Here is a 21,074-nt window from a genome sequence, read left to right on the forward strand (position 1 = left end):
CGACTCCGGCCTCACTCCAGGGGGCGCAGCTCCTCGGCGTAGGACAGCGAGACCCGGCGCAGGACGCCGGCGTCGCTCACGGCGTACTGCCCCATGCGCCACAGCGGCGGGCTGTAGGCGTGCACCGAGACCGAGCCGCGCTCGGCGCCGTTGAGCCGGTGTATGTGGTCGGGGCCGAAGGAGAAGACCCGCCCGGCGCCGACGCGGGTCTCCAGGGCGCCGGCGGCGAGGGTGAGGTTGTTCTCGACCAGCTCGCCGCTGACCACCGCGACCGCGCCGGAGGAGGTGTCGTGGTCGTGCCAGCCGGTGTCGTTGTCGGGGGTCCAGCACAGCAGCCACACGTCGACGTGGGCGTCGCGGTGCAGGGAGGCGAAGACCCGCTCGTCGTCGTCGAAGCCCACCAGGTGGGCCCACGAGGCGGGGTCGGCGGCGATCCCCGCGGCCAGGCGGGCCAGCTCGTCGGGCGTCAGGTCACGCCCGGGGAGGTCGGTCAGCGCGAGCGGGTCGCGCACGACGTCGGGGATCGCGGCGGCGTCCTGGGCGGGCAGCGGCCGGTCGGTCGGCAGTGCGGTCATGACGGGCCCTCCTGGGGTCGGTGGTGGCGGGGGTCGGGATCGGGGGCGGCATCGGGGGCGGCACCGGCGGCCGGGGCGGGACCTCGCGGGCCGAGCAGGCGCCGCGGGTTGACGACGCGTACGGCGTGGGTGGCCGCGTCGCCGAGCAGGTGGGCCAGGGGTTCGGCGTAGGGCCGGTCGGAGCCGAGCACCAGCGTGTCGACGCCCAGCGCGCGCACCACGGCGTCGAGCGCACGCGGGCCGTAGGAGGAGGTGTCGACGAAGAGATCGGGGTCGACCGGGGCGGGGTCCCCGCCGCGGGCGGCGTGGCGCTCGTGGTGCAGCGGTGCGAGGCCCGCGGCGGCCACGAGCACCACGCGCAGGCCGGGGTGCCGGGCACGCACGGCGGCGGCGTGCCAGGCCCACCACGCGGCGTGCAGCTGGGCGGTGTAGTCGACCACCGGGGCCCACCAGCCCGGCGCGTCGGCGGGGGAGGCCGCGACCGGGCCGGGGTGGACGAGCACCGGCCGGTCGGCGGCCGCGGCCACCGCGAGCACGTCGTCGAGACGGTCCCAGCCCTGCGGGGTGCCCAGCGAGGTCGCCGGCAGCTGCACCCCGACGAACCCGCCCGCACGGGGAGCCAGCCGGGCGGCGAGGCCCTCGAGGTCGGGGTCGACGTCGGCGACCGAGGCCCACACGGCGAAGTGGCCCGGCAGGGCGGCCGCCCCGTCGTGCCACGCGGCGAGCAGCTCGTCGGCCTCGGGCCGGGGCAGCGACTCGACGCCCAGCGGCGCGGAGAGCGACACGCAGGCCAGGCCGGTGCCCGCGGCCCGGTCGGCCGCGACCCGGCTCGCCACGTCGTGGTCCTCGGCGCGTACGTCGTACGGCGCCTCGGCGGCGGTGTGGAGGGTCCAGCCGCGCAGGTAGGGCGGGCGGGAGCGGGCACGGAGTCGGTCGAGGAGGGGCTCGGGCCACAGGTGCTGGTGCACGTCGACGGCCGGCGGCACGGCGCTGCTCGGCACGGCGCTGCTCGGCTCGGCCGGGCGCTGGACTGGGGGCACGACGACTCCTCGGGCGGGTGGGCGACCCAAAGTAGACCAGATGACTCGACTTAAGGGGAGGTGGTCCGCGTGTCGGTCGGGAACAGGGCGGCCGCCCGAGTCGTTGAAAGTTGCATGAAGAAGATCGGGTTCCTGTCCTTCGGCCACTGGACGCCCTCGCCGCAGTCGCAGTCGCAGACGCGGTCGGCCTCCGACGTGCTGCTGCAGTCCATCGACCTCGCCGTGGCCGCCGAGGAGCTCGGCGCCGACGGCGCCTACTTCCGGGTGCACCACTTCGCCCGCCAGCTCGCCTCGCCCTTCCCGCTGCTGGCCGCCGTGGGCGCGCGCACCAGCCGCATCGAGATCGGCACCGGCGTCATCGACATGCGCTACGAGAACCCGCTCTACATGGCCGAGGACGCCGGCTCCGCCGACCTCATCTCCGGCGGCAGGCTCCAGCTCGGGGTGAGCCGCGGCTCACCGGAGCAGGTCGTCGACGGCTACCGCTACTTCGGCTACCAGCCCCGCGAGGGCCAGGACCACGCCGACCTGGCCCGCGAGCACACCGCCGTGCTGCTCCGGGTGCTCGAGGGGGAGGGCTTCGCCGAGCCCAACCCGCGACCGATGTTCCCCAACCCGCCCGGGCTGCTGCGCCTCGAGCCGCACTCCGAGGGGCTGCGCGAGCGCATCTGGTGGGGTGCGGGCACGCGCCAGACCGCCGAGTGGACCGCCCAGCAGGGCATGAACCTGATGAGCTCGACCCTGCTCAGCGAGGACACCGGCGTGCCCTTCCACGAGCTCCAGGCCGAGCAGATCGAGCGCTTCCGCAAGGCGTGGGCCGAGGCGGGCCACGACCGCACCCCGCGCGTCTCGGTGAGCCGCAGCATCTTCCCGATCGTCTCCGACCTCGATCGCGCCTACTTCGGCGGCCAGGGCTCCGGCGGCGACCAGGTCGGCTTCCTCGACGGCGGCAAGGCGCGCTTCGGCAAGACCTACGCCGGGGAGCCCGACCGGCTGGTCGAGGAGCTGGCCCGCGACGAGGCGGTCGCGGCCGCCGACACGCTGCTGCTCACGATCCCCAACCAGCTCGGCGTGGACTACTGCGCCCACGTGCTCGACACGCTGCTCACCGAGGTCGCCCCCGCGCTCGGCTGGCGCTGAGACGACGGGGAGACGGGCCCCGGCGGGGCCGGGGCGGCGTGGGAACCGACCCGGGAGCGGCCGCGTCGGAGAGGCTGGCGACCACGCCCTACTCGAGGAGAGCGATGACCCGCACCCGCGCCACCGTCCCCCGTCCGATCGCGGCCCTGGCCGCCCTCGCCGCCGCCGGCCTGCTGGCCGGGTGCGGCGACGGCGGGGGCGAGCAGGCCACCGACCCGGCGCCGGCCCCGTCGGCGACCTCCGGCGCGTCGTCGGGCCCGGGCGAGGTGCCCGAGCAGGTCCCCGAGCAGGTCGAGGTCGACGCGCCCCCGGCCGGTGAGCTCGACCCGGAGCTGACCCTCGACGGCGACGCCCTGGTGCTCACGACCTACGGCAGCAGCGGCTGCCCGGCCGAGGTCACCGCCGTGCGCGCGCTCGACTCCGACACCCTGGAGGTCGACGTCGACGCCACGGTGCCGAAGGGGCAGCTGTGCACCGCCGACCTCGGACCGAACCCGAGCCCGCTCGAGCTGCCCGAGGGCGTCGCGGCCGCCGCCGTCGTCGATGCCGTCGTGACCACCGTCGAGGACGCCGGCAGCAGCACGGTGCTGGTGACCCTCGGGGCCGGCGCGCCGGCGCCGGGGGAGTAGGACCGCCGCGCCTCTCAACCTTTCCGGGGGTCGGGGCGTAGGAAGGTCGTGAGGACAGCGACCGACGAGGCGGGGAGGCCCGTGGACCGCGTAGAGGCCGTGCACCGCGTGGACGGGGCCGGCTTCGCCCTGCTCTTTCACGCCGAGGCCCGCCGCCTGGTGCGTCTCGCGGCCCTGCTGGGCGCCGAGGACCCGGAGGACGTCGTGCAGGAGGCCTTCTGCCGCGTCTACGCCTCCCGCGCCCGCCTCCGCGACGACGACCGGCTGCGCGCCTACCTCAAGCGTGCCGTCGTCAACGAGGTGCGCGACCGCCACCGGCACCGCCAGGTCGTCCGTCGCGACCGGCACCTCGTCGCCACGCGTGAGGTCGCCGCCGACCCCCTCGGCGTCGCCGAGCGCGACGAGGTCGTCCGCGCGATCGCCGCCCTCCCGCACCGCCAGCGCGAGGCCCTGGTGCTGCGCTTCTGGCTCGACCTGCCGCTGGCCGAGGTCGCCGAGACCATGGGCACGCGGCTCGGGACGGCGAAGTCGCACGTCTCCCGCGCCCTCGCGGCGGTCGAGGCCCACCTGCGGGCCGACCCGCACGACGTCGCAGCCACCCCCGAGGACCACGACGGAGGCCGCCGATGAGCACCGAGGGCCGGGTGCGCGGCGCGCTCGAGCGCGCCGCCGAGGCCCGCGACGTCGACGTCGCCGCCCTCCACGCAGCCGTCAGGGACGAGCTGACCCGACGCGAGCGTGCCCGGCGCACGCCGCGCCGGGCCGCGCGGACCCGGGTGACCTGGGTGGCCGGACTGTCGGGCGTCGGGCTGGCCGGGGCGCTGGGTGCGGCGCTGCTGGCCGGCCTGCCCGTGCTGCCCGGCGACGCCGACCGGGGTGTCGACCCCGGCGAGCGCCCCGCCGGGCGCGGGGGTGTGGCCGAGGGCTTCGCCTGCCCCGCGCAGGAGAGCGTCGACCTGGGACCCGGCAGCGCCGACGACTCCTTCCTGCCCGAGCTCACCGACGACCTCCGTCCCGCCGGCGAGGCGACCGCGGCGCCCCGGTGGGAGGTGGCCGAGGGTCCGGACGGCACCACCCTGCTCCGCCTCGGCGACGCCGGCGGCGCCCTGGCCAGCGTGGTGACCTTCCGTGCCTCGGGCTCCGGCTTCCGGCCGGTCTCCGTGGAGCGGTGCGTCGACGTGGGCGACGGCTCGCAGCTGCTCACCCCCGGTCTGCCCGACTCGCCCGGCCTGCTCAGCGCGGCCGACGTGGGGGAGGGGGCGGTGAGGGTGGTCGACCGTGCCAGCTACGACACCGTGGGGCTGGTGAAGCGGCACACGGTGTGGGCCGTGCCCTGCGGCCGGAGCGTCTGCCTGGTCGCGGGCAGCAGGGGCGACACGATCACCCGCTCACGGCTGCGCCCCGACGACCCCACCCCGCTCGACCGCACCTCGCAGCTCAGCGACCCCGACGACGTGGTCGGGCGGGCCTCGGCGCAGCGCCTCGTCGTGGTCTACGACGGCCAGGGTGCGGTGACCGGCGTGACGTGGCGCGACCGCGCGGGCGCGACCACGACGGTCGACCCGGTGCGGGCGGCGACGTGGCCGGGAGTCCTCTACGTGTTCCTCGCCCCGACCGACAACCTCGCCGCCGTCACCGTGTCCTCACCCGACGGCGACGTCGTGCACCCCGCGGGGAGCGTCGAGCCGTGAGGCCTCAGCGCGCCCGCAGGTGGTCGGCCAGGTCCACCAGCGAGGTGACGGTGAGGTCGGCGGGAGCGGCGTACGCCGGGTAGCGCGAGCCGCGCCGGTCGACCCACGCCGTGCGCAGGCCCGCGCGCCGGGCGCCGTCGACGTCCCACGGGTGGACCGCCGCGAGCAGGGCCTCGGCGGCGTCGCTGACACCGCAGGCGTCGAGGGCGTGCCCGTAGGCGCGGCGGTCGGGCTTCCAGGCGGGGGCGTCGTCGACCGACAGCGTGCGCTCGACCAGGTGGGCCACACCGGCGCGCCCGAGCAGGGCCTCGGCGGTGGCGGCGGGGCCGTTGCTCAGGGTGACGACCCGGGTGCCGAGATCGGTGAGGGCGCGGATCCCGTCGGCCACGTCGGGGTGCGGCGGGAGTCCGCGCACCGCCTCCAGCACCTGCTCGGCCGTCGCGTCGGGGTCGGCGACCCGGCCGTGGGCGCGCACCAGCAGCGACTCGCGGGCCAGCTCGCCGAACAACGGGTGCGCCCCGGCGGCGGTGAGGGCGAAGGCGTCGCGCAGCAGACCCGCGAACCACGGCTCGGCCTCGTGCTCCTGCAGCCCGGCGGCGGCGAACGCCGCGCCGAGCGGGGAGAGGTCGGACAGCGTCTCGTTGACGTCGAGGACCACGAGGGTGGGGAGCGGGGGGAGGGACACGGGGGTCTCCTGGATCAGGTGGTCGGTCAGGTGGTCGGTCAGGTGGCGGGTCGGGTGGTGGGTCAGGTGGCGGGGGAGTGCAGGCGGCGCCCGGCGGCGTGGAGCAGCGGCACGGCGCGGGCGACGAGGTCGTCGGTCATGCGGGTGACCGGCCCCGACACCGACACCGCCATCCACGAGGTGGGTCCGGGGCCGACCGCGACGGCGACGCAGCGCACCCCGGCCTCCTGCTCCTGCTCGTCGAGGGCGTAGCCGCGCTCGCGCACCAGGGCGAGGTCGGCGAGCAGGTCGGCCTCGGTGGCCAGGGTGTGCTCGGTCTGCGGGGCCAGGCCCACCCGCCGCACGTGCTCCAGCGCCCGGTCGTCGTCGAGCTGGGCCAGCAGGGCCTTGCCCACCCCGGTGGAGTGGAGGTCGACCTGGCGACCGACCTCGGTGAACATGCGCATGGTGTGGCGTGAGGGCACCTGGGCGACGTACTGCGCCCGGGAGCCCGAGAGCACGGCGAGGTTGGCGGTCTCGCCGAGGGCGTCGACGAGCCCGGAGAGCACGCCCTCGGTGTCGACGCCGACGGTGGAGCCGGCGGTGGCGCCGAGCGGCACGAGCCGGAAGCCGAGCGCGTAGCGACGGTTGGGCATCTGGCGCATGTAGCCGCGGTCGACCAGGGTGCGCAGCAGGCGGTGCGTCGTGGGCACGGGCAGGTCGGTCGCGGCGGCGATCTCACCGATGGTCAGGTGCCCGCCGCGGCCCGCCACGACCTCGAGGAGATCCAGGGCCCGGTGCACCGACTGCACCCCGCCCTGCTTGCCGGTCTGCTGGTCCTGCCGCTCGCGGTCCTCCGGTGTCGCCACGACGGTCTCCCTCCGGGTGGTTGACATCACACAGGCGCACTGCCTAGTTTCGTGATGAGAACCAAGCGTTCCACAATGCGGAAAAACTGACAAGAGTGCTCTTATCGGGCACTCCGGCGAGACGGACGACGAGGGAGCGGCATGGCGGACGAGACCAGCGGGCAGACAGGTCACCGGGGCGGACGGGTCGAGGTCGGCGGCCTCAGCGTCGCCGAGAGCCTCCACCGGTTCCTCACCGAGGAGGCGCTGCCGGCGGCCGGGGTCGACCCCGACGTGTTCTGGAAGGGCGCCGGCGAGGTCGTCCACGAGCTGGCCCCCCGCACCCGCGAGCTCCTCGCGCGCCGCGACGAGCTGCAGGCGCAGGTCGACCAGTGGCACCGCGACCACCCCGGCACCCCCGACGCCGAGGCCTACACCGCCTTCCTCACCGAGATCGGCTACCTGCTGCCCGAGCCCGAGACGGTCGAGGTGACCACCTCCGGCGTCGACGACGAGGTCGCGCTCACCGCCGGCCCCCAGCTGGTCGTGCCGCTGCTCAACGCCCGCTTCGCCACCAACGCCGTCAACGCCCGCTGGGGCTCCCTCTACGACGCCCTCTACGGCAGCGACGCCGTCCCCCGCGAGGGCGACCTCGCGCCGGGCGAGGAGTACAACACCGTGCGCGGCGACGAGGTCATCGCCCGCGGTCGCGCCCTGCTCGACGCGCACTTCCCCCTCAGCGGCGGGTCGCACGTCGACGCCACCTCCTACGCGGTGGACGGCGACGGGCTGGCCGTCACCGTCGGCGGCGGGGAGGTGCTCCGCCTGGCCGAGCCGGCCCAGCTGGTCGGCCACCGCGGCGAGGCCTCGGCACCCGAGGCCGTCCTGCTGGTGCACCACGGCCTCCACGTCGAGGTCCAGGTCGACGCCGAGGACGCCGTCGGCGCGACCGACCGGGCCGGGGTCAAGGACCTGCTGCTGGAGTCGGCGGTCTCCACGATCATGGACCTCGAGGACTCCGTGGCCGCGGTCGACGCCGAGGACAAGGTCGTCGGCTACCGCAACTGGATGCGGCTGATGGACGGCACCCTGGCCGAGGAGGTCACCAAGGGCGGGCGCACCTTCACCCGCGCCATGAACCCCGACCGCACCTACACCGGACCCGACGGCGGCGAGGTCGTGCTTCCGGGCCGCTCGCTGCTCTTCATCCGCCAGGTCGGACACCTGATGACCTCCGACGCCGTGCTCGACCGCGAGGGCCGCGAGGTGCCCGAGGGCATCCTCGACGCCCTGGTCTGCGCGGTCGGCAGCATGCGCGACCTGCGCGGGCGGTCTCAGCTGGCCAACTCCCGCACCGGCTCGATGTACGTCGTGAAGCCGAAGATGCACGGCCCCGACGAGGTGCGCCTGACCGTCGACCTCTTCGAGCGCGTCGAGCGCGTGCTCGGCCTCGAGCCGCTGACCATCAAGGTCGGCATCATGGACGAGGAGCGGCGCACCACCCTCAACCTCAAGGCCTGCATCGAGGTCGCCCGCGAGCGCGTGGTCTTCATCAACACCGGCTTCCTGGACCGCACCGGCGACGAGATCCACACCTCGATGCTCGCCGGGCCCGTCGTGCGCAAGAACGACATGAAGGGCGAGACCTGGATCACGGCCTACGAGGACAACAACGTCGACGTCGGGCTGGAGTGCGGCCTGCTCGGCCACGGCCAGATCGGCAAGGGCATGTGGGCCGCCCCCGACAGCCTGGCGGCGATGCTCCAGGCCAAGGTCTCTCACCCGCAGGCCGGCGCGAGCTGCGCCTGGGTGCCCTCGCCGACCGCCGCCACGCTCCACGCCCTGCACTACCACCAGGTCGACGTGCGCGCCCGCCAGGAGGAGCTGCGCGCCGGCGGCCGCCGCTCCAGCCGCGCCGACCTGCTCACCGTGCCCCTCGGCGACCCCGCCGGCTGGAGCGCGGAGGACCGCCAGGCCGAGATCGACAACAACATCCAGAGCCTGCTGGGCTACGTCGTGCGCTGGGTCGACGCCGGCGTCGGCTGCTCCAAGGTGCCCGACATCACCGGCGAGGCCCTGATGGAGGACCGTGCCACCTGCCGGATCTCCGCCCAGCACGTCGCCAACTGGCTGCACCACGGGGTGGTCAGCGCCGAGCAGGTCGACGAGACCCTGCGCCGCATGGCCGCCGTGGTCGACGAGCAGAACGCCTCCGACCCGACCTACACGCCCATGGCGCCGGCCTTCGACGGCGAGGCCTTCCTCGCCGCCCGCGAGCTGGTCACCGAGGGCCTGGCCCAGCCCAGCGGCTACACCGAGCCGATCCTCCACCGCCGCCGCGCCGCCCGGAAGGCGCAGGCCGACACCCCCACGACGCAGGAGAGCACCCGATGAGCCTGGACCTGGACACCGCCCGCCGCATCGTCGCCGGCACCCGCGCGCACGCCGCCGAGGCCGGCTTCAAGCCGATGACCGTCGTCGTGCTCGACGCCGGCGGCCACGTGGTCGCCGTCGAGCGCGAGGACGGCTCCTCGATGGGCCGCTTCGACATCGGCTTCGGCAAGGCCCACGGCGCCCTGGCCCTGGGCATGGGCTCGCGCTCGATCATGGCGCGCGCCGAGCAGCAGGCCTACTTCGTCGCCGCGGTCACCTCCGCGGTCGGCGGGGCGCTCGTGCCCGTGCCCGGCGGGGTGCTCGTGCGCGACGCCGACGGCGCGCTCCTGGGCGCCGTCGGGGTCACCGGCGACACCTCCGACAACGACGAGGCCGCCGCGGTCGCCGGCATCGAGGGCGCGGGCCTCACCGCCCAGCCCGACTGAGGTCCCGGGCGCACCGGCACCCCGGCGCGCCCCGCCACCTCCCAGCAGGCACCTCCCAGCAGGCACCCCCCAGCAGCCACCCCAGCAGGCACACGAGCACGGAGGACGAACGATGACCACGACCAAGGAGCCCGGGCCCACCGCGGCCACGGCGGCGGGGATCGAGGCCGTCGCCGAGGTGGCGCGCCGGCTGCTGCCCGCCGACGGGGTGATCAGCGACCACGCCCGGCTGCGCACCTACGAGTGCGACGGACTGGCGCACTACCGCGTCACCCCGGCGCTCGTGGTCATGCCCGAGGACACCGCCCAGCTGGCCGCCGTCGTCCGTGCCTGCGCCGAGCACCGGGTGCCCTACGTGGCCCGCGGCTCCGGCACCGGCCTGTCCGGCGGCGCGCTGCCGCACGCCGAGGGCGTCCTCGTCGTGACCTCCCGGATGCGCTCCATCACCCAGATGCGCCCCGAGGACCAGCGCGCCGTGGTCGACCCCGGCGTCATCAACCTCGACGTCACCCGCGCCGCCACCCCCCACGGGTACTACTACGCCCCCGATCCCTCCAGCCAGCAGATCTGCTCCATCGGCGGCAACGTCGCGGAGAACTCCGGCGGCGCGCACTGCCTGAAGTACGGCTTCACCACCAACCACGTCGTCGGCGCCGACTTCGTCACCTCCGACGGCGACGTCGTGGCGCTGGGCGGCGACGCTCCCGACACGCCCGGCTACGACCTGCTCGGCGCCGTCGTCGGCTCCGAGGGCACCCTCGGTGTGGTCACCTCCACCACGGTGCGGCTGACCCGGCTGCCCGAGGAGGTGCGCACGGTCCTGGTCGGCTTCGCGACCACCGACCAGGCGGGCGCCGCCACCTCGGCCATCATCTCCGCGGGCATCGTGCCCGCCGCGATCGAGATGATGGACGCGCTGGCCATCGAGGCCGCCGAGGCCGCCACCCACTGCGGCTACCCCGAGGGCGCCGGCGCCGTGCTCGTCATCGAGCTCGACGGCGCCTCGGGCGAGGTCGAGGCGGAGTACGCCGAGGTCGAGCGCTTCTGCGCCGAGAACGGCGCCTTCGAGCAGCGCCTGGCCACCGACCCCACCGACCGCGCCCTGATCTGGAAGGGCCGCAAGTCCGCCTTCGCGGCCGTGGGCCGCATCAGCCCCGACTACATCGTCCAGGACGGCGTCATCCCGCGCACCGCCCTGCCGGAGGTGCTCACCGCGATCGCCGAGCTCTCGGCCTCCTCGGGCGTGCGCGTGGCCAACGTCTTCCACGCCGGCGACGGCAACCTCCACCCCCTCGTGCTCTTCGACGACGCCGTCGAGGGCGCCGGCGAGGCCGCCGAGGAGGTCAGCGGCGCGATCCTCGACCTCTGCATCCAGCACGGTGGCTCGATCACCGGCGAGCACGGCGTGGGCATGGACAAGGCCAAGTACATGCCGCGGATGTACACCGACGAGGACCTCGACACCATGCAGATGGTGCGCTGCGCCTTCGACCCGCAGAACATCTCCAACCCCGGCAAGGTCTTCCCGACCCCGCGGCTGTGCGGCGAGGTGCCCGGACGCCACAAGGGCGCCCACCCGCTGCAGGACGACGGCCTCGCGGAGGTGTTCTGATGAGCGCCCCCACCCTCGACACCCCGGCCCGCGAGGCCCTGGCCTCGGCCTGCGCCGAGGTGGCCGACCCGGACGGGCACGACGGGCACGACGACGTCGACGGCGTGCGCCCCGGCCTCGTGGCCCGACCCACCGACGTCGCGCAGGTCGCCGAGGTGATGCGCGCGGCCACCGCCCACGACCTCGTCGTCGTGCCGCGGGGCCGCGGCACCAAGCTCACCTGGGGGGCACCACCCACCCGCGCCGACGTGCTGCTCGACCTCGCGGGCCTCGACGCCGTGCTCGACCACCAGGCCGGCGACCTCATCGTCGCCGCCCAGGCCGGGGCCCGGCTCAGCGCCGTGCAGGAGGTGGCCGGCTCCGCCGACCAGCGCCTGGCCCTCGACGAGACCGTGCCCGGCACCAGCATCGGCGGGCTGCTGGCCACCAACACCAGCGGCCCCGGACGCGTCGCCGTCGGCAGCGCCCGCGACCTGCTCATCGGCGTCACCGTGGTGCGCGCCGACGGCGTCGTGGCCAAGGCCGGCGGGCGCGTGGTGAAGAACGTCGCGGGCTACGACCTCGGCAAGCTCCTCATCGGCTCCCTGGGCACCCTCGCGGTCGTCGTCGACGCGACCTTCCGGCTCCACCCCCGCCCCGCCGCCCACCGGTGGGTCAGCGTCCCCGCCGCCACTCCCGCCGAGGCGCAGCGCCTGACGCAGGCCGTGCTCCACGCCCAGGCCGTGCCCGGCGCGATCGAGGTCGAGTGGCCCCGCGACGCGCAGGGCAGCGGAGGCGTCGTGAGCGTGCTGCTCGAGGGCCGCGAGGACGGCGTCGCCGCCCGGGCAGCCACCGTGCGCGGCCTGCTCGGCGCCGCGGCCTCGGAGTCGACCGACGCCCCGGCCGCGGGCGCGGCGTACCCCTGGGACACCGCGGCGCGCGGCGACGAGCGCTCCGTGGCCCTCAAGTGCACCTTCGCGCTCTCCGGCCTCGCCGACGTGCTCGGCGCGGCCGAGCGCGCCGGGGCGCACGTGCGCGGCTCGGCCGGCGCGGGTGTCGTCTACGCCGCGCTGCCCCCTGGCACCGGCCCCGACGAGGCACGCGCCGCCGTCGAGGGCCTGCGCCGTGCCACCACCGCCCGCGGCGGCAGCACCGTCGTCGTCGACGCCCCGGCCCACCTCAAGGCCGGTCTCGACGTGTGGGGACCGGTGCCGGCGCTCGACCTCATGCGCCGCGTGAAGGACCAGCTCGACCCTGACCACCGGCTCGCGCCGGGCCGCTTCGTGGGAGGCATCTGATGACCGACACGTCCAGCAACGACACCCGCGCCGGGGGCGACCCCCGCCCGCGGCAGGGCGAGACCCTGGGGGAGATGGGCGGCATCGTCGACCTCGGCATGCCCGCCCCCGGCGGCGCCTTCGACGACCACAACCCGCCCGACTCCGCCCTCATCGGCGACTGCGTGCACTGCGGCTTCTGCCTGCCGACGTGCCCCACCTACGCGCTGTGGGGCGAGGAGATGGACAGCCCCCGCGGGCGGATCTACCTCATGAAGCAGGGCCTCGAGGGCGAGCCGATGACCGACTCCATGGTCGAGCACTGGGACGCCTGCCTGGGCTGCATGGCCTGCGTGACCGCTTGTCCTTCGGGCGTGCAGTACGACACCCTCATCGAGCAGACCCGCAACCAGGTCGAGCGCCGCCACGAGCGCAGCGCGGGGGAGAAGGCCCTGCGCGGGCTGATCTTCGCCCTCTTCCCGCACCCCAAGCGGCTGCGGCTGATGCGCGGGCCGCTGCGCGCGATGCAGGCCACCGGCCTCGACCGCGCCCTGCGCCGCACCGGCCTGCTGGAGCGGATGTCGCCCCAGCTGGCCGCCATGGAGAGCCTCGCCCCGCGGCTGGGCCGACCCGAGCCGCTGCCGCCCTACATCGACGCGATCGGCCAGCGCCGCGCCGTGGTCGGCCTGCTGACGGGCTGCGTGCAGGGCGCCTTCTTCCCCGGCGTCAACTCCGCCACGGCCCGCGTGCTGCGCGCCGAGGGCATGGACGTCGTGGTGCCCCAGGCCCAGGGGTGCTGCGGCGCCCTGTCGGCCCACAACGGGCGCGAGGAGGAGGCGCAGGACTACGCCCGCCGCCTCGTCGACGCCTTCGACGTCGCCCGGGTCGACTACGTCGTGGTCAACGCCGCCGGCTGCGGCTCGACGATGAAGGAGTACGCCGCGCTGCTGGCCGACGACCCGGCCTACGCCGAGCGCGCCCGCTCCTTCGCCGACAAGGTGCGCGACGTCTCCGAGATCCTCGACGAGCTCGGACCGGTCGCCCCCCGCCACCCGCTGGAGATGAGCGTGGCCTACCACGACGCCTGCCACCTCTCCCACGCCCAGGGCGTGCGCGCGCAGCCGCGGCGCCTGCTCGAGGCCATCCCCGGCCTGGAGCTGAAGGAGATCGCGGAGGCCGAGCTGTGCTGCGGCTCGGCGGGCATCTACAACATCATCAACCCCGAGCCGGCCCGCGAGCTCGGCGACCGCAAGGCCGCCAACATCGTGGCCACCGGCGCCCAGGTGCTGGTGACCGCCAACCCCGGCTGCCTCATGCAGGTCACCTCGGCCATCGAGCGCTCCGGGCACCCGATGGGCATGGCCCACACCATCGAGGTGCTCGACGCCTCGATCCAGGGCGCCGGCGCCGGCGTCTTCGCCCCGACCCCGGCCGCCCGCTGACCCCTCCGTCCCACCGCTGACCCTCCGCACCACCCCGTCCTGGGCTCCGTCCCCGGATCCGTCCCCCACTGCCGCACCCTCGGGAGCCCGCATGTTCCAGCAAGACCTCCAACCCGTCGGCGACTCGCTCGCCCTCAGCGCCCTGTGCGCGGCGCTGCCGCTGCTCACTCTCTTCGTGCTCCTGGGCGGGCTGCGCCTCCAGGCGTGGCTGGCCGGCCTGATCTCCCTCGGCGTCGCCCTGGTCATCGGCGTCGCCCTCTTCGGCATGCCCGTCGGCCAGGCCGCGCTCGCGGCCTTCGACGGGGCGGCGTTCGGGTTCTTCCCGATCCTGTGGATCGTCATCAACGCGATCTGGGTCTACAACCTCACCGTCGCCTCGGGCCACTTCGACGTGCTGCGGCGCTCCTTCGAGAAGGTCAGCCCCGACCAGCGCATCCAGGCCATCATCATCGCCTTCTGCTTCGGCGCGCTGCTCGAGGCCCTCGCCGGCTTCGGCACCCCCGTGGCGATCACCGTGGTGATGCTGATGGCGCTCGGCTTCCGCCCGATCAAGGCCGCCGCCGTCGCGCTCATCGCCAACACCGCCCCGGTCGCCTTCGGCGCCCTGGCCACCCCCATCGTCACGCTCGCCTCGGTCACCTCCGCGGTCAGCGACGACCCCCGCCTGACCGTCGACGGCCTCGGCGGCATGGTGGGCCGCCAGACCCCGATCCTCGCCGTCATCGTGCCGCTCATCCTGGTGCTGGTCGTCGACGGCCGCCGCGGGCTCAAGGCCACCTGGCTGCCCGCGCTGGTCTGCGGCGGCGCCTTCGCCGTCGCGCAGTTCGTGGCCGCCAACTACATCTCGGTGCCGCTGGCCGACATCGTCGCCGCCCTCGTCGGCGCCGCCGCCGTCGTGCTGCTGCTGCGGGTCTGGACGCCCGCCGACGTGCTGACCGCCGAGCAGGCCGCCGCCGAGGACGACGAGGTCGAGGACGCCCGCGCGACCTCGACCCGCCGGGGACCGAACGGCCTCTCGACCACCGTCACCGCCTCCACCGGCCGCGGCGCCCCCGCCGGAGGGGGCGCGACCAGCGGCCCCGGCGGCACCTCGCCGGGATCGCGCGCCGGGGAGGCGCCCCGCGACAGCGGCGCCGACGTGGCCAAGGCCTACGCGCCCTACCTCGTGATCATCGCGATCTTCTCGATCGTCAGCATCCCCGCCGTCGTCGACGCGCTCGCCGAGGAGCCCTTCACCTACTCCTTCGCCTGGCCCGGCCTCGACATCACCAACCCCGCCGGCGACCCGGTGGCCACGCTGTTCAAGCTCAACTGGCTCCCGGCCGCGGGCACGCTGATGATCCTCGCCGGTGTCATCACCGCCGCGATCCTCAAGGTCTCTCCGGGCGAGGCCGCCCGCACCTACGTCAAGACCTACGTCGAGCTGCGCTCGGCCATCGTCACCGTCATGGCCGTGCTGGGCCTGGCCTACGTCATGAACCTCTCGGGCCAGACCACCTCGCTGGGCGCCTGGCTGGCCGGCGCCGGTGGGGCCTTCGTGCTGCTCTCGCCGATCCTCGGCTGGATCGGCGTGGCCGTCACCGGCTCCGACACCTCCGCCAACGCGCTCTTCGGCGCGCTGCAGGTGCAGACCGCCCGCGAGGCCGGTCTCGACCCGCTGCTCATGGCCGCCGCCAACACCTCCGGCGGCGTGCTCGGCAAGATGGTCAGCCCGCAGAACCTCGCCATCGCCGCCGCCGCGGTGGGCATGGCCGGGCGCGAGGGCGACATCTTCCGCAAGGTGATCGGCTGGAGCCTCGGGCTGCTCCTGCTGGTCTGCGTCATCGTCGGGCTGCAGTCCACCCCGGTGCTGGGCTGGATGGTGCCCACCAGCTGACCCGCGCGCCGCGGCCGGGCGTGCCGCGGGTCACCCGACCCGCGGCACGACCCGGTCGGCCTCGAGCCGGTCGAAGAGGTCGAGGAAGGCCTGGAGCGTGGAGCGGTAGCCGGTGAAGCCCGCGGCGCGGCTGCGGGCCAGGTCGGTGAGGCACTCCATGTCGCGGCCCAGGTCGCCGTCGGTGTGCCACCACGACGCCACCCGGTCGAGGTCGGGCTCGGCGAGGCCCTCGCGCTCGGCCAGCGCCGTCCACACCGGACCCGCGTCGGCCATCTGCTGCTCGAGCGGCCGGGGCCGGTCGGCGTACCCCTCGGGCTCGACGCCCAGGCGGGCGGCGAGACGGGGCCACAGCCAGCGCCAGCGGAAGACGTCGCCGTTGGCGGTGTTGAAGGCGGTGTCGGCGGCGGCCGGGGTGGTGGCGGCCCAGTGCATCTGCTCGGCCAGCAGGCCGGCGTCGGTCATGTCGGTCAGGCCGTCCCACTGGGTCTGCGAGCCCGGGAAGACGAAGGGCCGCCCCAGCTCGCGGCACACCGCGGCCTGGGCGGCGAGGGTCTGGCCCATGTTCATGGCGTTGCCCAGTGCGTAGCCGATGACGGTGTGGGCGCGGTGCACGCTCCAGGTGAAGCCGTCACGCCCGGCGGCGGCGAAGAGCTCGTCCTCCTGGGCGTAGTAGAAGTTGGGGTAGGGCAGGCGCTCCTCGTCCTCGTGGAAGGGCGTGTCGGGCACTTCGCCCTGGCCGTAGGCCTCGAAGGGGCCGAGGTAGTGCTTGAGGCCGGTCAGCAGCGCGACGTGGCGCACGGAGCCGGCGGGCCGCACGGCGGCGAGCACGTCGCGCACCATGGCGGCGTTGACGCGGATGTTCTCGGCCTCGGTGTCCTGGCGCGCCCAGGCGGTGAGGAAGATGTGGGTGGGGCGGTGCCCCTCGAGCGCGGCGGCCAGGGCCGCGGCGTCGGTCAGGTCGGCCTGCACGGGCTCGACGCCGGGCACGTCGCTGGCCGAGCGCCGGGAGAGCCCGAGGACCCGCCAGCCCTGGTCGACGAGCAGCCGGCTGAGCGCGGAGCCGGCGATGCCGGTGGCGCCGACGACGAGCGCGGTGCCCGCGTCGTGTCCGGCGGGCCCGTCGGCGGGGTCGGCGGTGGGGAGGTCGGTGGTGGTGTCCATCCCACCGACGGTAGGCGCCCCGACCAACCGGGCCGGGCCCGGCTCAGCGCGGTGCGACGGCGACGTGACCGGGGTCGCGCTGCACCGACCCGGGACGTACGCCGACCGGCGCCACGACGGCCGCGGGTCGCAGCAGCCGCCCGGTCAGCTCGGTGGGCACGAGCCGGAAGAGCATGGTGCGCGGGCCGCCGGGCCACGGCGCGGGATCGCCGTGGTCCTCGGCCCCCGGGGAGCCGGGCACGCCGGTGAGCACGTGCTCGGTGGTGCCGCGGGCGACCACGCTCCAGCCGCTGCGGGTGCGCGGGTCGGCGTCGTCGACCTCGAAGACGACCTCGAGGCCGGGCAGGTGCACGCCGAGGCGGCTCCAGGAGGCCGTGCGGAACCACACCGCGCGGTCGTGCACCCGGTGGTTGAGGGGCAGCAGCACGGCCCTGCCGCCGAGCACGCAGGCGAGGCGACCGACGGGCTGGCGGGCCAGGTGCTCCCAGCACTCACGGGTGGTCAGGTCGCGCAGGGTGGGCTCGGGGGCGAGGTGGGCGGCGGGGTCGCTGGGGTGGTCCATGGGGGCTCCTGGCCTGCGGCGGCGTGCGGGGACGTGCGGGGACGTGCGCCAGTCCACCGTCGCGGCGAGGGTCGTGCCCAGGGGCGAAGGTCCGCCGCGCGCGGGACCGGAGACCCCCGTCCCCGGTCCCGCGCCGTCGCGGCCGGCGAGCGGCCGGGCGCGGGAAGCAGGGACCTTGGACCCTGTCGGGGGTGTGACGGCTGGGCTGGGATGGACCTCGTCGACGGGGGTCGGCGTCAGCCGCTGCGACGCCAACGAGCCTCGAGATCTCCCCGGTCCGGCCCGAGGGGCCCCCGTCGGCCCCCCGACCACGCCCCCAGGAGCAGCGATGACCCTCACCGAGCTGGTGCACCGCCGACGTCGTCGGCGTGCGGCGTCGCTGCGGGCCCGCGGCTCCCTGGCCTGGGCGCTGCACCCGGCCACCTCGCCGCTGGAGGTGGCCGCCGCGCTGCGTGAGCTGCCGGGCCGTGACCTGGCCCGCCTGCTGGCCCACCCGGTGCCCGAGCACGCGACACCGGGCTACGCCGCCAGCCTGAGGGCCGTGCACCAGCTGGTCGCCGCCGAGGTGCAGCGCCGCCGGCCCCTCTCCCCGGTGGGGAGCCGGGCGGCGCCGACCTGAGCCGGCCCGGTCAGGAGCAGGTGGCGCCGAAGGCGGCGATCTCCTTCTCCAGCTGCGCGATCCGGGCCTCGGTGTTGTTGTCGTAGGCCGGGGTCGGCCCGGGCACCTGCCAGAAGCTGGGCAGGTAGACCTCGCCGTAGGTGGCGCCGGTGGTGCGCAGCCGGTCGAAGACCGGCGCCCAGTCGTAGCCGTCGGGCTGGATCATCTGCAGGCCGCGCTCGACCGGCTTGGACCAGATCCTGTCGAACTGGCCCTCCACGGTCATGTCGGGCGAGCCCCACTCGCGGGTCTCGTCCCAGCCGTTGGCCTGCACGAAGAACCGGTCGCTGTCGGCGCCGACCAGGCTGACGACGTGGTCGGCGAGCGAGGCCGACTGCCCGCCCGAGAGGGGTCCGTAGCCCGAGAGCGGGAGCTCCACGGCCAGGTCGGCCGAGGCGAGGGAGGCGGCCACGTCGATCAGCTCGCGGTGGCCCTGGAGCCAGGCGGTCTGCGTGTAGCCGGCGGCGGCGCGGACCTCGGCGCCGTGGTTGAGCTCGGCCCAGTCCAGGCCGTACCAGGACAGGTGCAGCAGGTGGACGTCGTGGGCGCGCGACCAGGCGGCGAGCTTGCGGGCGTAGGCGGCGTACTCACGCAGGAAGACGTCGTTGGTGCCGGTCGTGGAGTCCCAGGGCAGCGGCACGCGGGCACCGTCGACCAGGTAGCTCGCGGCACCGGCGTCGAAGACCCGCGCCGGGGTGTGGGCGCCGGCCATGAAGCGGATCGAGAGGGCCTTGCCGGCGCTGCGCGCGATCTCGTCGGCGAGGTCGAGCACGGGGTGGGTGGTCTGGGTGCCGGTCAGGTCGACGGCGTCCCACGGGAAGCGCACCGAGAAGCCGACGACGCCGGGCAGGGCCAGGGCGGCCTCGATGCGCGGGCGCAGCCGCTCGAGGTCGGTGACCGAGGAGACCTGGTAGAGCACCCAGGTGCCGCAGGACTCCTGCGCGAGGTCGGTGGTGACCGGCGTCGGGGTCGGGGTCGGCGTGGGGGTGGCCGTGGCGGTCGGGGTGGGTGTCGGGGTGGGTGTCGGGGTGGGCGTCGCGGTGGCGGTCGGCGTCGGGGTGGGCGTCGCGGAGGCCGTGGGCACCGTCAGGTCGGCGGTGTAGGCCAGGTAGCGGTCCTTGAGGGGGTACGACGTGCGCACGACCAGGCGGTAGGAGCCCGCGGCGACCCGGCCGGAGATCCGCACCGGGCTCGTGCCGGAGTCGCTCATCACCACCGAGCCGTCGGGTCGGCGCAGCGAGACCGTCAGCGTCGGCGGGGTGACGCGGGCCGCTCGCCGGGCCAGGCGGCCGGAGTCGCGGCGCAGCTCGAAGTCCACACGGGCCGCGAGCGTGCCGGCCGGTGTGTCGACGTCGTAGGAGCGCGACGGGTTCTGGCTGGTGAGCCGACCCGACAGGTCGGCCGACCAGCCGGGGGAGGACGAGGCGCCGACGAGCAGCGAGGCCACGACGGCGGTCAGGAGGGTGAGGACGCCGACGAGGGCGCGGCGCGTGCGGGCGCGCGGTCGTGCCGGGGGGGTGCTGGGGGGCATGGGGGAGCTCCTGGGCGTGGGTGGGGACCACGACCACCGCGGGACCTGCGAGGGGGAGGAGGGTGCCTCCGGGGGGAGTGCGGGGGGCCGTGGGACGCCGGCGGGGGTGCCGGGCACGGACCACCGGGTCGGTCCGTGCCCCTAGAGCATCGGCAGCCCCCGCGGCCGATCCATCAGCAAAGTGGGGTAATCAGGGCCGCGTGGGACCCATGACCCTGGACAAACGCGTGGGACAGGTCTCCGGATTTTGCTCTGGATCACCGATCTGGAGGATCGGCCGGTGCCTCGGCGCACGGTGCCTCGGAGCACGGTGCCTCGCAGCACGGTGCCTCAGAGAACGGGCCCGACCGTGGTGAGCTCGGGGTGCCGGGCCGCCCAGGCCTCGACGGTGTCGGTGCGCAGGGCCTCCCACAGGGTGTCGGCCCGGGCGCGGTCGAGGTAGACGACGCTCTCCGCGCCCTCGCGGCCCAGCCCCGACACCGGGGCCGAGAGGTAGGTGATGTCGTCGCTGGTCATGCCGCGCAGCTCGGTGAGGAGGGCCCGCATGTCGGAGACCTCCCAGCCGCTGTCGACGGTGACGTTGCGGGTGACGGTGTCGAGCAGGTCGTAGACGTCCCAGGGAGCGGGCCCGCCGAGCTCGCGCAGCGCCCCGCGGGCGAGGTTGCGCGCCACCGCCAGCTCACGGCGGATGCGGTCGAGGTCGCCGCCGGGCAGGCCGTAGCGCTGGCGCACGTAGAGCAGCGCCTGGCGCCCGTCGAGGGTCTGCCGCCCCTGGGCCCAGACCACGTCGTGCCGGGTGTCGGTGACGGTGCGGGGCACGGTGACGGTGACCCCGCCGACGGCGTCGATGATCGAGCCGTAGCCGGTCCAGTCGGTGATGGCGACGTGGTCGACGCGCAGGCCGGTGAGCTCCTCGACGGTGTGGACGGCCAGGCGCGGGCCGCCGTAGGAGTAGGCGGCGTTGATCTTGTGCGAGCCCCAGCCCGGCACGTCGACCCAGGAGTCGCGGGGGAAGGCGACCACCGAGGCGCCGGCGCGGTCGCCGTCGACGTGGACCAGCATCATGACGTCGGAGCGACCCGCGCCCGGGATCCAGCCCTCGAGGTCGGCCTCGGTGCCGGTGGTGAGGCCGTCGGCGCGCCGGTCGGTGCCCATGACCAGGATGTTCATCGAGTCGGCCGCCGGGCCGCTGCTCGGGCGCGGGGGTCGGTCCTCGAGGCCGGTGAAGACGCCGTCGACGCGGTCGACCTGCCCGGCCAGGTGCGACTGCACCACCAGCAGCGTGCCCACCGCGGCGAGCACCGTGGTGAGCACCGTGCAGCCCGCCATGATGGCGGCGCGGGCGCGGCGGCTGGCCGGGGGGCCGGCTGGGGGGCCGGCTGGGTCGGCCGGTGCTCCAGGGCTCGGGGGAGCGTCGTGAGCGGTCGTCATGGGGCGAGCCTCCGTCGCTCCGGGCCCCCCTCGCCACGGCCTGTGCGGGGGTCCTCAAATGTGGGGAGCGGGCGCGACGCCGCCGGGGGTCCCCACAATGAGGCAAAAGGCCCTGCGGGGCCCGGGGGGCCGGGCGGTC

The 21,074-nt window shown here is 75.4% G+C and carries 19 protein-coding genes; 11 read left to right on the plus strand and 8 right to left on the minus strand.

What is annotated here, in order from left to right; all coding sequences use genetic code 11:
* Positions 1–11: 11 nt before the first annotated feature.
* Entirely contained in the window at positions 12–575 is a 564-nt protein-coding gene (locus LPA27_RS11685) for a cysteine dioxygenase (RefSeq protein WP_056864034.1), read from the minus strand.
* Entirely contained in the window at positions 572–1,615 is a 1,044-nt protein-coding gene (locus LPA27_RS11690; protein WP_228942532.1) for an amidohydrolase, read from the minus strand. The genes LPA27_RS11685 and LPA27_RS11690 overlap by 4 nt, the downstream gene beginning before the upstream one ends.
* Positions 1,616–1,729: 114 nt before the next feature.
* On the opposite strand from LPA27_RS11690, the gene LPA27_RS11695 reads away from it, so the two are divergent.
* From LPA27_RS11695 to LPA27_RS11710, 4 genes are all read left to right on the plus strand, one after another.
* Complete coding sequence (locus LPA27_RS11695; RefSeq protein ID WP_228942533.1) at positions 1,730–2,755, plus strand: LLM class flavin-dependent oxidoreductase; 1,026 nt, start codon at positions 1,730–1,732, stop codon at positions 2,753–2,755.
* Between the two features lie 104 nt (positions 2,756–2,859).
* Positions 2,860–3,384, plus strand: a complete 525-nt coding sequence (locus tag LPA27_RS11700) for a hypothetical protein (RefSeq protein ID WP_228942534.1) — start codon at positions 2,860–2,862, stop codon at positions 3,382–3,384.
* 81 nt (positions 3,385–3,465) lie between these two features.
* Complete coding sequence (locus LPA27_RS11705; protein ID WP_228942535.1) at positions 3,466–4,014, plus strand: RNA polymerase sigma factor; 549 nt, start codon at positions 3,466–3,468, stop codon at positions 4,012–4,014.
* Complete coding sequence (locus LPA27_RS11710; protein WP_228942536.1) at positions 4,011–5,075, plus strand: hypothetical protein; 1,065 nt, start codon at positions 4,011–4,013, stop codon at positions 5,073–5,075. Before LPA27_RS11705 ends, LPA27_RS11710 begins: the two co-directional genes overlap by 4 nt.
* A 4-nt stretch (positions 5,076–5,079) precedes the next feature.
* Here the strand turns inward: LPA27_RS11710 and LPA27_RS11715 are convergent, their stop codons facing one another.
* Positions 5,080–5,760, minus strand: coding sequence for a haloacid dehalogenase type II (locus tag LPA27_RS11715; RefSeq protein ID WP_228942537.1), 681 nt, complete (start codon positions 5,758–5,760; stop codon positions 5,080–5,082).
* 62 nt (positions 5,761–5,822) lie between these two features.
* Positions 5,823–6,608, minus strand: a complete 786-nt coding sequence (locus LPA27_RS11720) for an IclR family transcriptional regulator (protein WP_228942538.1) — start codon at positions 6,606–6,608, stop codon at positions 5,823–5,825.
* A 141-nt stretch (positions 6,609–6,749) separates the two neighbouring features.
* Here LPA27_RS11720 and LPA27_RS11725 point away from each other — a divergent pair, with 141 nt between their 5' ends.
* From LPA27_RS11725 to LPA27_RS11750, 6 genes are all read left to right on the plus strand, one after another.
* Positions 6,750–8,981 carry a malate synthase G gene (locus LPA27_RS11725; protein WP_228942539.1) on the plus strand — a complete coding sequence of 744 codons (2,232 nt, stop codon included), beginning with the start codon at positions 6,750–6,752 and terminating at the stop codon, positions 8,979–8,981.
* Entirely contained in the window at positions 8,978–9,406 is a 429-nt protein-coding gene (locus tag LPA27_RS11730) for a GlcG/HbpS family heme-binding protein (protein ID WP_228942540.1), read from the plus strand. Before LPA27_RS11725 ends, LPA27_RS11730 begins: the two co-directional genes overlap by 4 nt.
* A gap of 112 nt (positions 9,407–9,518) precedes the next feature.
* Positions 9,519–11,018, plus strand: coding sequence for an FAD-linked oxidase C-terminal domain-containing protein (locus LPA27_RS11735; RefSeq protein WP_228942541.1), 1,500 nt, complete (start codon positions 9,519–9,521; stop codon positions 11,016–11,018).
* Entirely contained in the window at positions 11,018–12,295 is a 1,278-nt protein-coding gene (locus tag LPA27_RS11740; protein WP_228942542.1) for an FAD-binding oxidoreductase, read from the plus strand. Before LPA27_RS11735 ends, LPA27_RS11740 begins: the two co-directional genes overlap by 1 nt.
* Positions 12,295–13,716, plus strand: a complete 1,422-nt coding sequence (glcF, locus tag LPA27_RS11745) for a glycolate oxidase subunit GlcF (RefSeq protein ID WP_228942543.1) — start codon at positions 12,295–12,297, stop codon at positions 13,714–13,716. Before LPA27_RS11740 ends, glcF begins: the two co-directional genes overlap by 1 nt.
* A 91-nt stretch (positions 13,717–13,807) precedes the next feature.
* On the plus strand, positions 13,808–15,592 hold the full coding sequence (locus tag LPA27_RS11750) for an L-lactate permease (protein ID WP_056864045.1): 1,785 nt from the start codon (positions 13,808–13,810) through the stop codon (positions 15,590–15,592).
* A 30-nt stretch (positions 15,593–15,622) separates the two neighbouring features.
* On the opposite strand, the gene LPA27_RS11755 is transcribed toward LPA27_RS11750, so the two are convergent.
* A complete protein-coding gene (locus LPA27_RS11755; RefSeq protein WP_228942544.1) occupies positions 15,623–16,753 on the minus strand; it encodes an SDR family oxidoreductase in 1,131 nt (376 codons plus the stop codon).
* Positions 16,754–16,796: 43 nt separating this feature from the next.
* Positions 16,797–17,315: a pyridoxamine 5'-phosphate oxidase family protein gene (locus LPA27_RS11760; RefSeq protein ID WP_228942545.1), complete on the minus strand. Its 519-nt coding sequence runs from the start codon at positions 17,313–17,315 to the stop codon at positions 16,797–16,799.
* A 328-nt stretch (positions 17,316–17,643) separates the two neighbouring features.
* Here LPA27_RS11760 and LPA27_RS11765 point away from each other — a divergent pair, with 328 nt between their 5' ends.
* Entirely contained in the window at positions 17,644–17,934 is a 291-nt protein-coding gene (locus LPA27_RS11765; protein ID WP_056903793.1) for a hypothetical protein, read from the plus strand.
* A gap of 10 nt (positions 17,935–17,944) precedes the next feature.
* Here the strand turns inward: LPA27_RS11765 and LPA27_RS11770 are convergent, their stop codons facing one another.
* The gene (locus LPA27_RS11770) at positions 17,945–19,504 is read right to left on the minus strand and encodes a hypothetical protein (RefSeq protein WP_228942546.1); all 1,560 of its coding nucleotides are present in this window, start codon (positions 19,502–19,504) and stop codon (positions 17,945–17,947) included.
* Positions 19,505–19,834: 330 nt separating this feature from the next.
* Entirely contained in the window at positions 19,835–20,935 is a 1,101-nt protein-coding gene (locus LPA27_RS11775) for an LCP family protein (protein WP_228942547.1), read from the minus strand.
* Positions 20,936–21,074 lie beyond the last annotated feature (139 nt).

The organism is Nocardioides sp. Leaf374, assembly GCF_916862475.1.
GTDB classification, from domain to species: domain Bacteria; phylum Actinomycetota; class Actinomycetes; order Propionibacteriales; family Nocardioidaceae; genus Nocardioides; species Nocardioides kribbensis.

What these genes read in the sequence shown, in the direction of transcription:
- LPA27_RS11685 (WP_056864034.1), bottom strand. Translation starts at nt 575, where the DNA reads ATGACCGCACTGCCGACCGACCGGCCGCTGCCCGCCCAGGACGCCGCC.
- LPA27_RS11695 (WP_228942533.1), top strand. Translation starts at nt 1,730, where the DNA reads ATGAAGAAGATCGGGTTCCTGTCCTTCGGCCACTGGACGCCCTCGCCG.
- LPA27_RS11700 (WP_228942534.1), top strand. Translation starts at nt 2,860, where the DNA reads ATGACCCGCACCCGCGCCACCGTCCCCCGTCCGATCGCGGCCCTGGCC.
- LPA27_RS11710 (WP_228942536.1), top strand. Translation starts at nt 4,011, where the DNA reads ATGAGCACCGAGGGCCGGGTGCGCGGCGCGCTCGAGCGCGCCGCCGAG.
- LPA27_RS11725 (WP_228942539.1), top strand. Translation starts at nt 6,750, where the DNA reads ATGGCGGACGAGACCAGCGGGCAGACAGGTCACCGGGGCGGACGGGTC.
- LPA27_RS11730 (WP_228942540.1), top strand. Translation starts at nt 8,978, where the DNA reads ATGAGCCTGGACCTGGACACCGCCCGCCGCATCGTCGCCGGCACCCGC.
- LPA27_RS11735 (WP_228942541.1), top strand. Translation starts at nt 9,519, where the DNA reads ATGACCACGACCAAGGAGCCCGGGCCCACCGCGGCCACGGCGGCGGGG.
- LPA27_RS11740 (WP_228942542.1), top strand. Translation starts at nt 11,018, where the DNA reads ATGAGCGCCCCCACCCTCGACACCCCGGCCCGCGAGGCCCTGGCCTCG.
- glcF (WP_228942543.1), top strand. Translation starts at nt 12,295, where the DNA reads ATGACCGACACGTCCAGCAACGACACCCGCGCCGGGGGCGACCCCCGC.
- LPA27_RS11750 (WP_056864045.1), top strand. Translation starts at nt 13,808, where the DNA reads ATGTTCCAGCAAGACCTCCAACCCGTCGGCGACTCGCTCGCCCTCAGC.
- LPA27_RS11755 (WP_228942544.1), bottom strand. Translation starts at nt 16,753, where the DNA reads ATGGACACCACCACCGACCTCCCCACCGCCGACCCCGCCGACGGGCCC.
- LPA27_RS11760 (WP_228942545.1), bottom strand. Translation starts at nt 17,315, where the DNA reads ATGGACCACCCCAGCGACCCCGCCGCCCACCTCGCCCCCGAGCCCACC.
- LPA27_RS11765 (WP_056903793.1), top strand. Translation starts at nt 17,644, where the DNA reads ATGACCCTCACCGAGCTGGTGCACCGCCGACGTCGTCGGCGTGCGGCG.
- LPA27_RS11770 (WP_228942546.1), bottom strand. Translation starts at nt 19,504, where the DNA reads ATGCCCCCCAGCACCCCCCCGGCACGACCGCGCGCCCGCACGCGCCGC.
- LPA27_RS11775 (WP_228942547.1), bottom strand. Translation starts at nt 20,935, where the DNA reads ATGACGACCGCTCACGACGCTCCCCCGAGCCCTGGAGCACCGGCCGAC.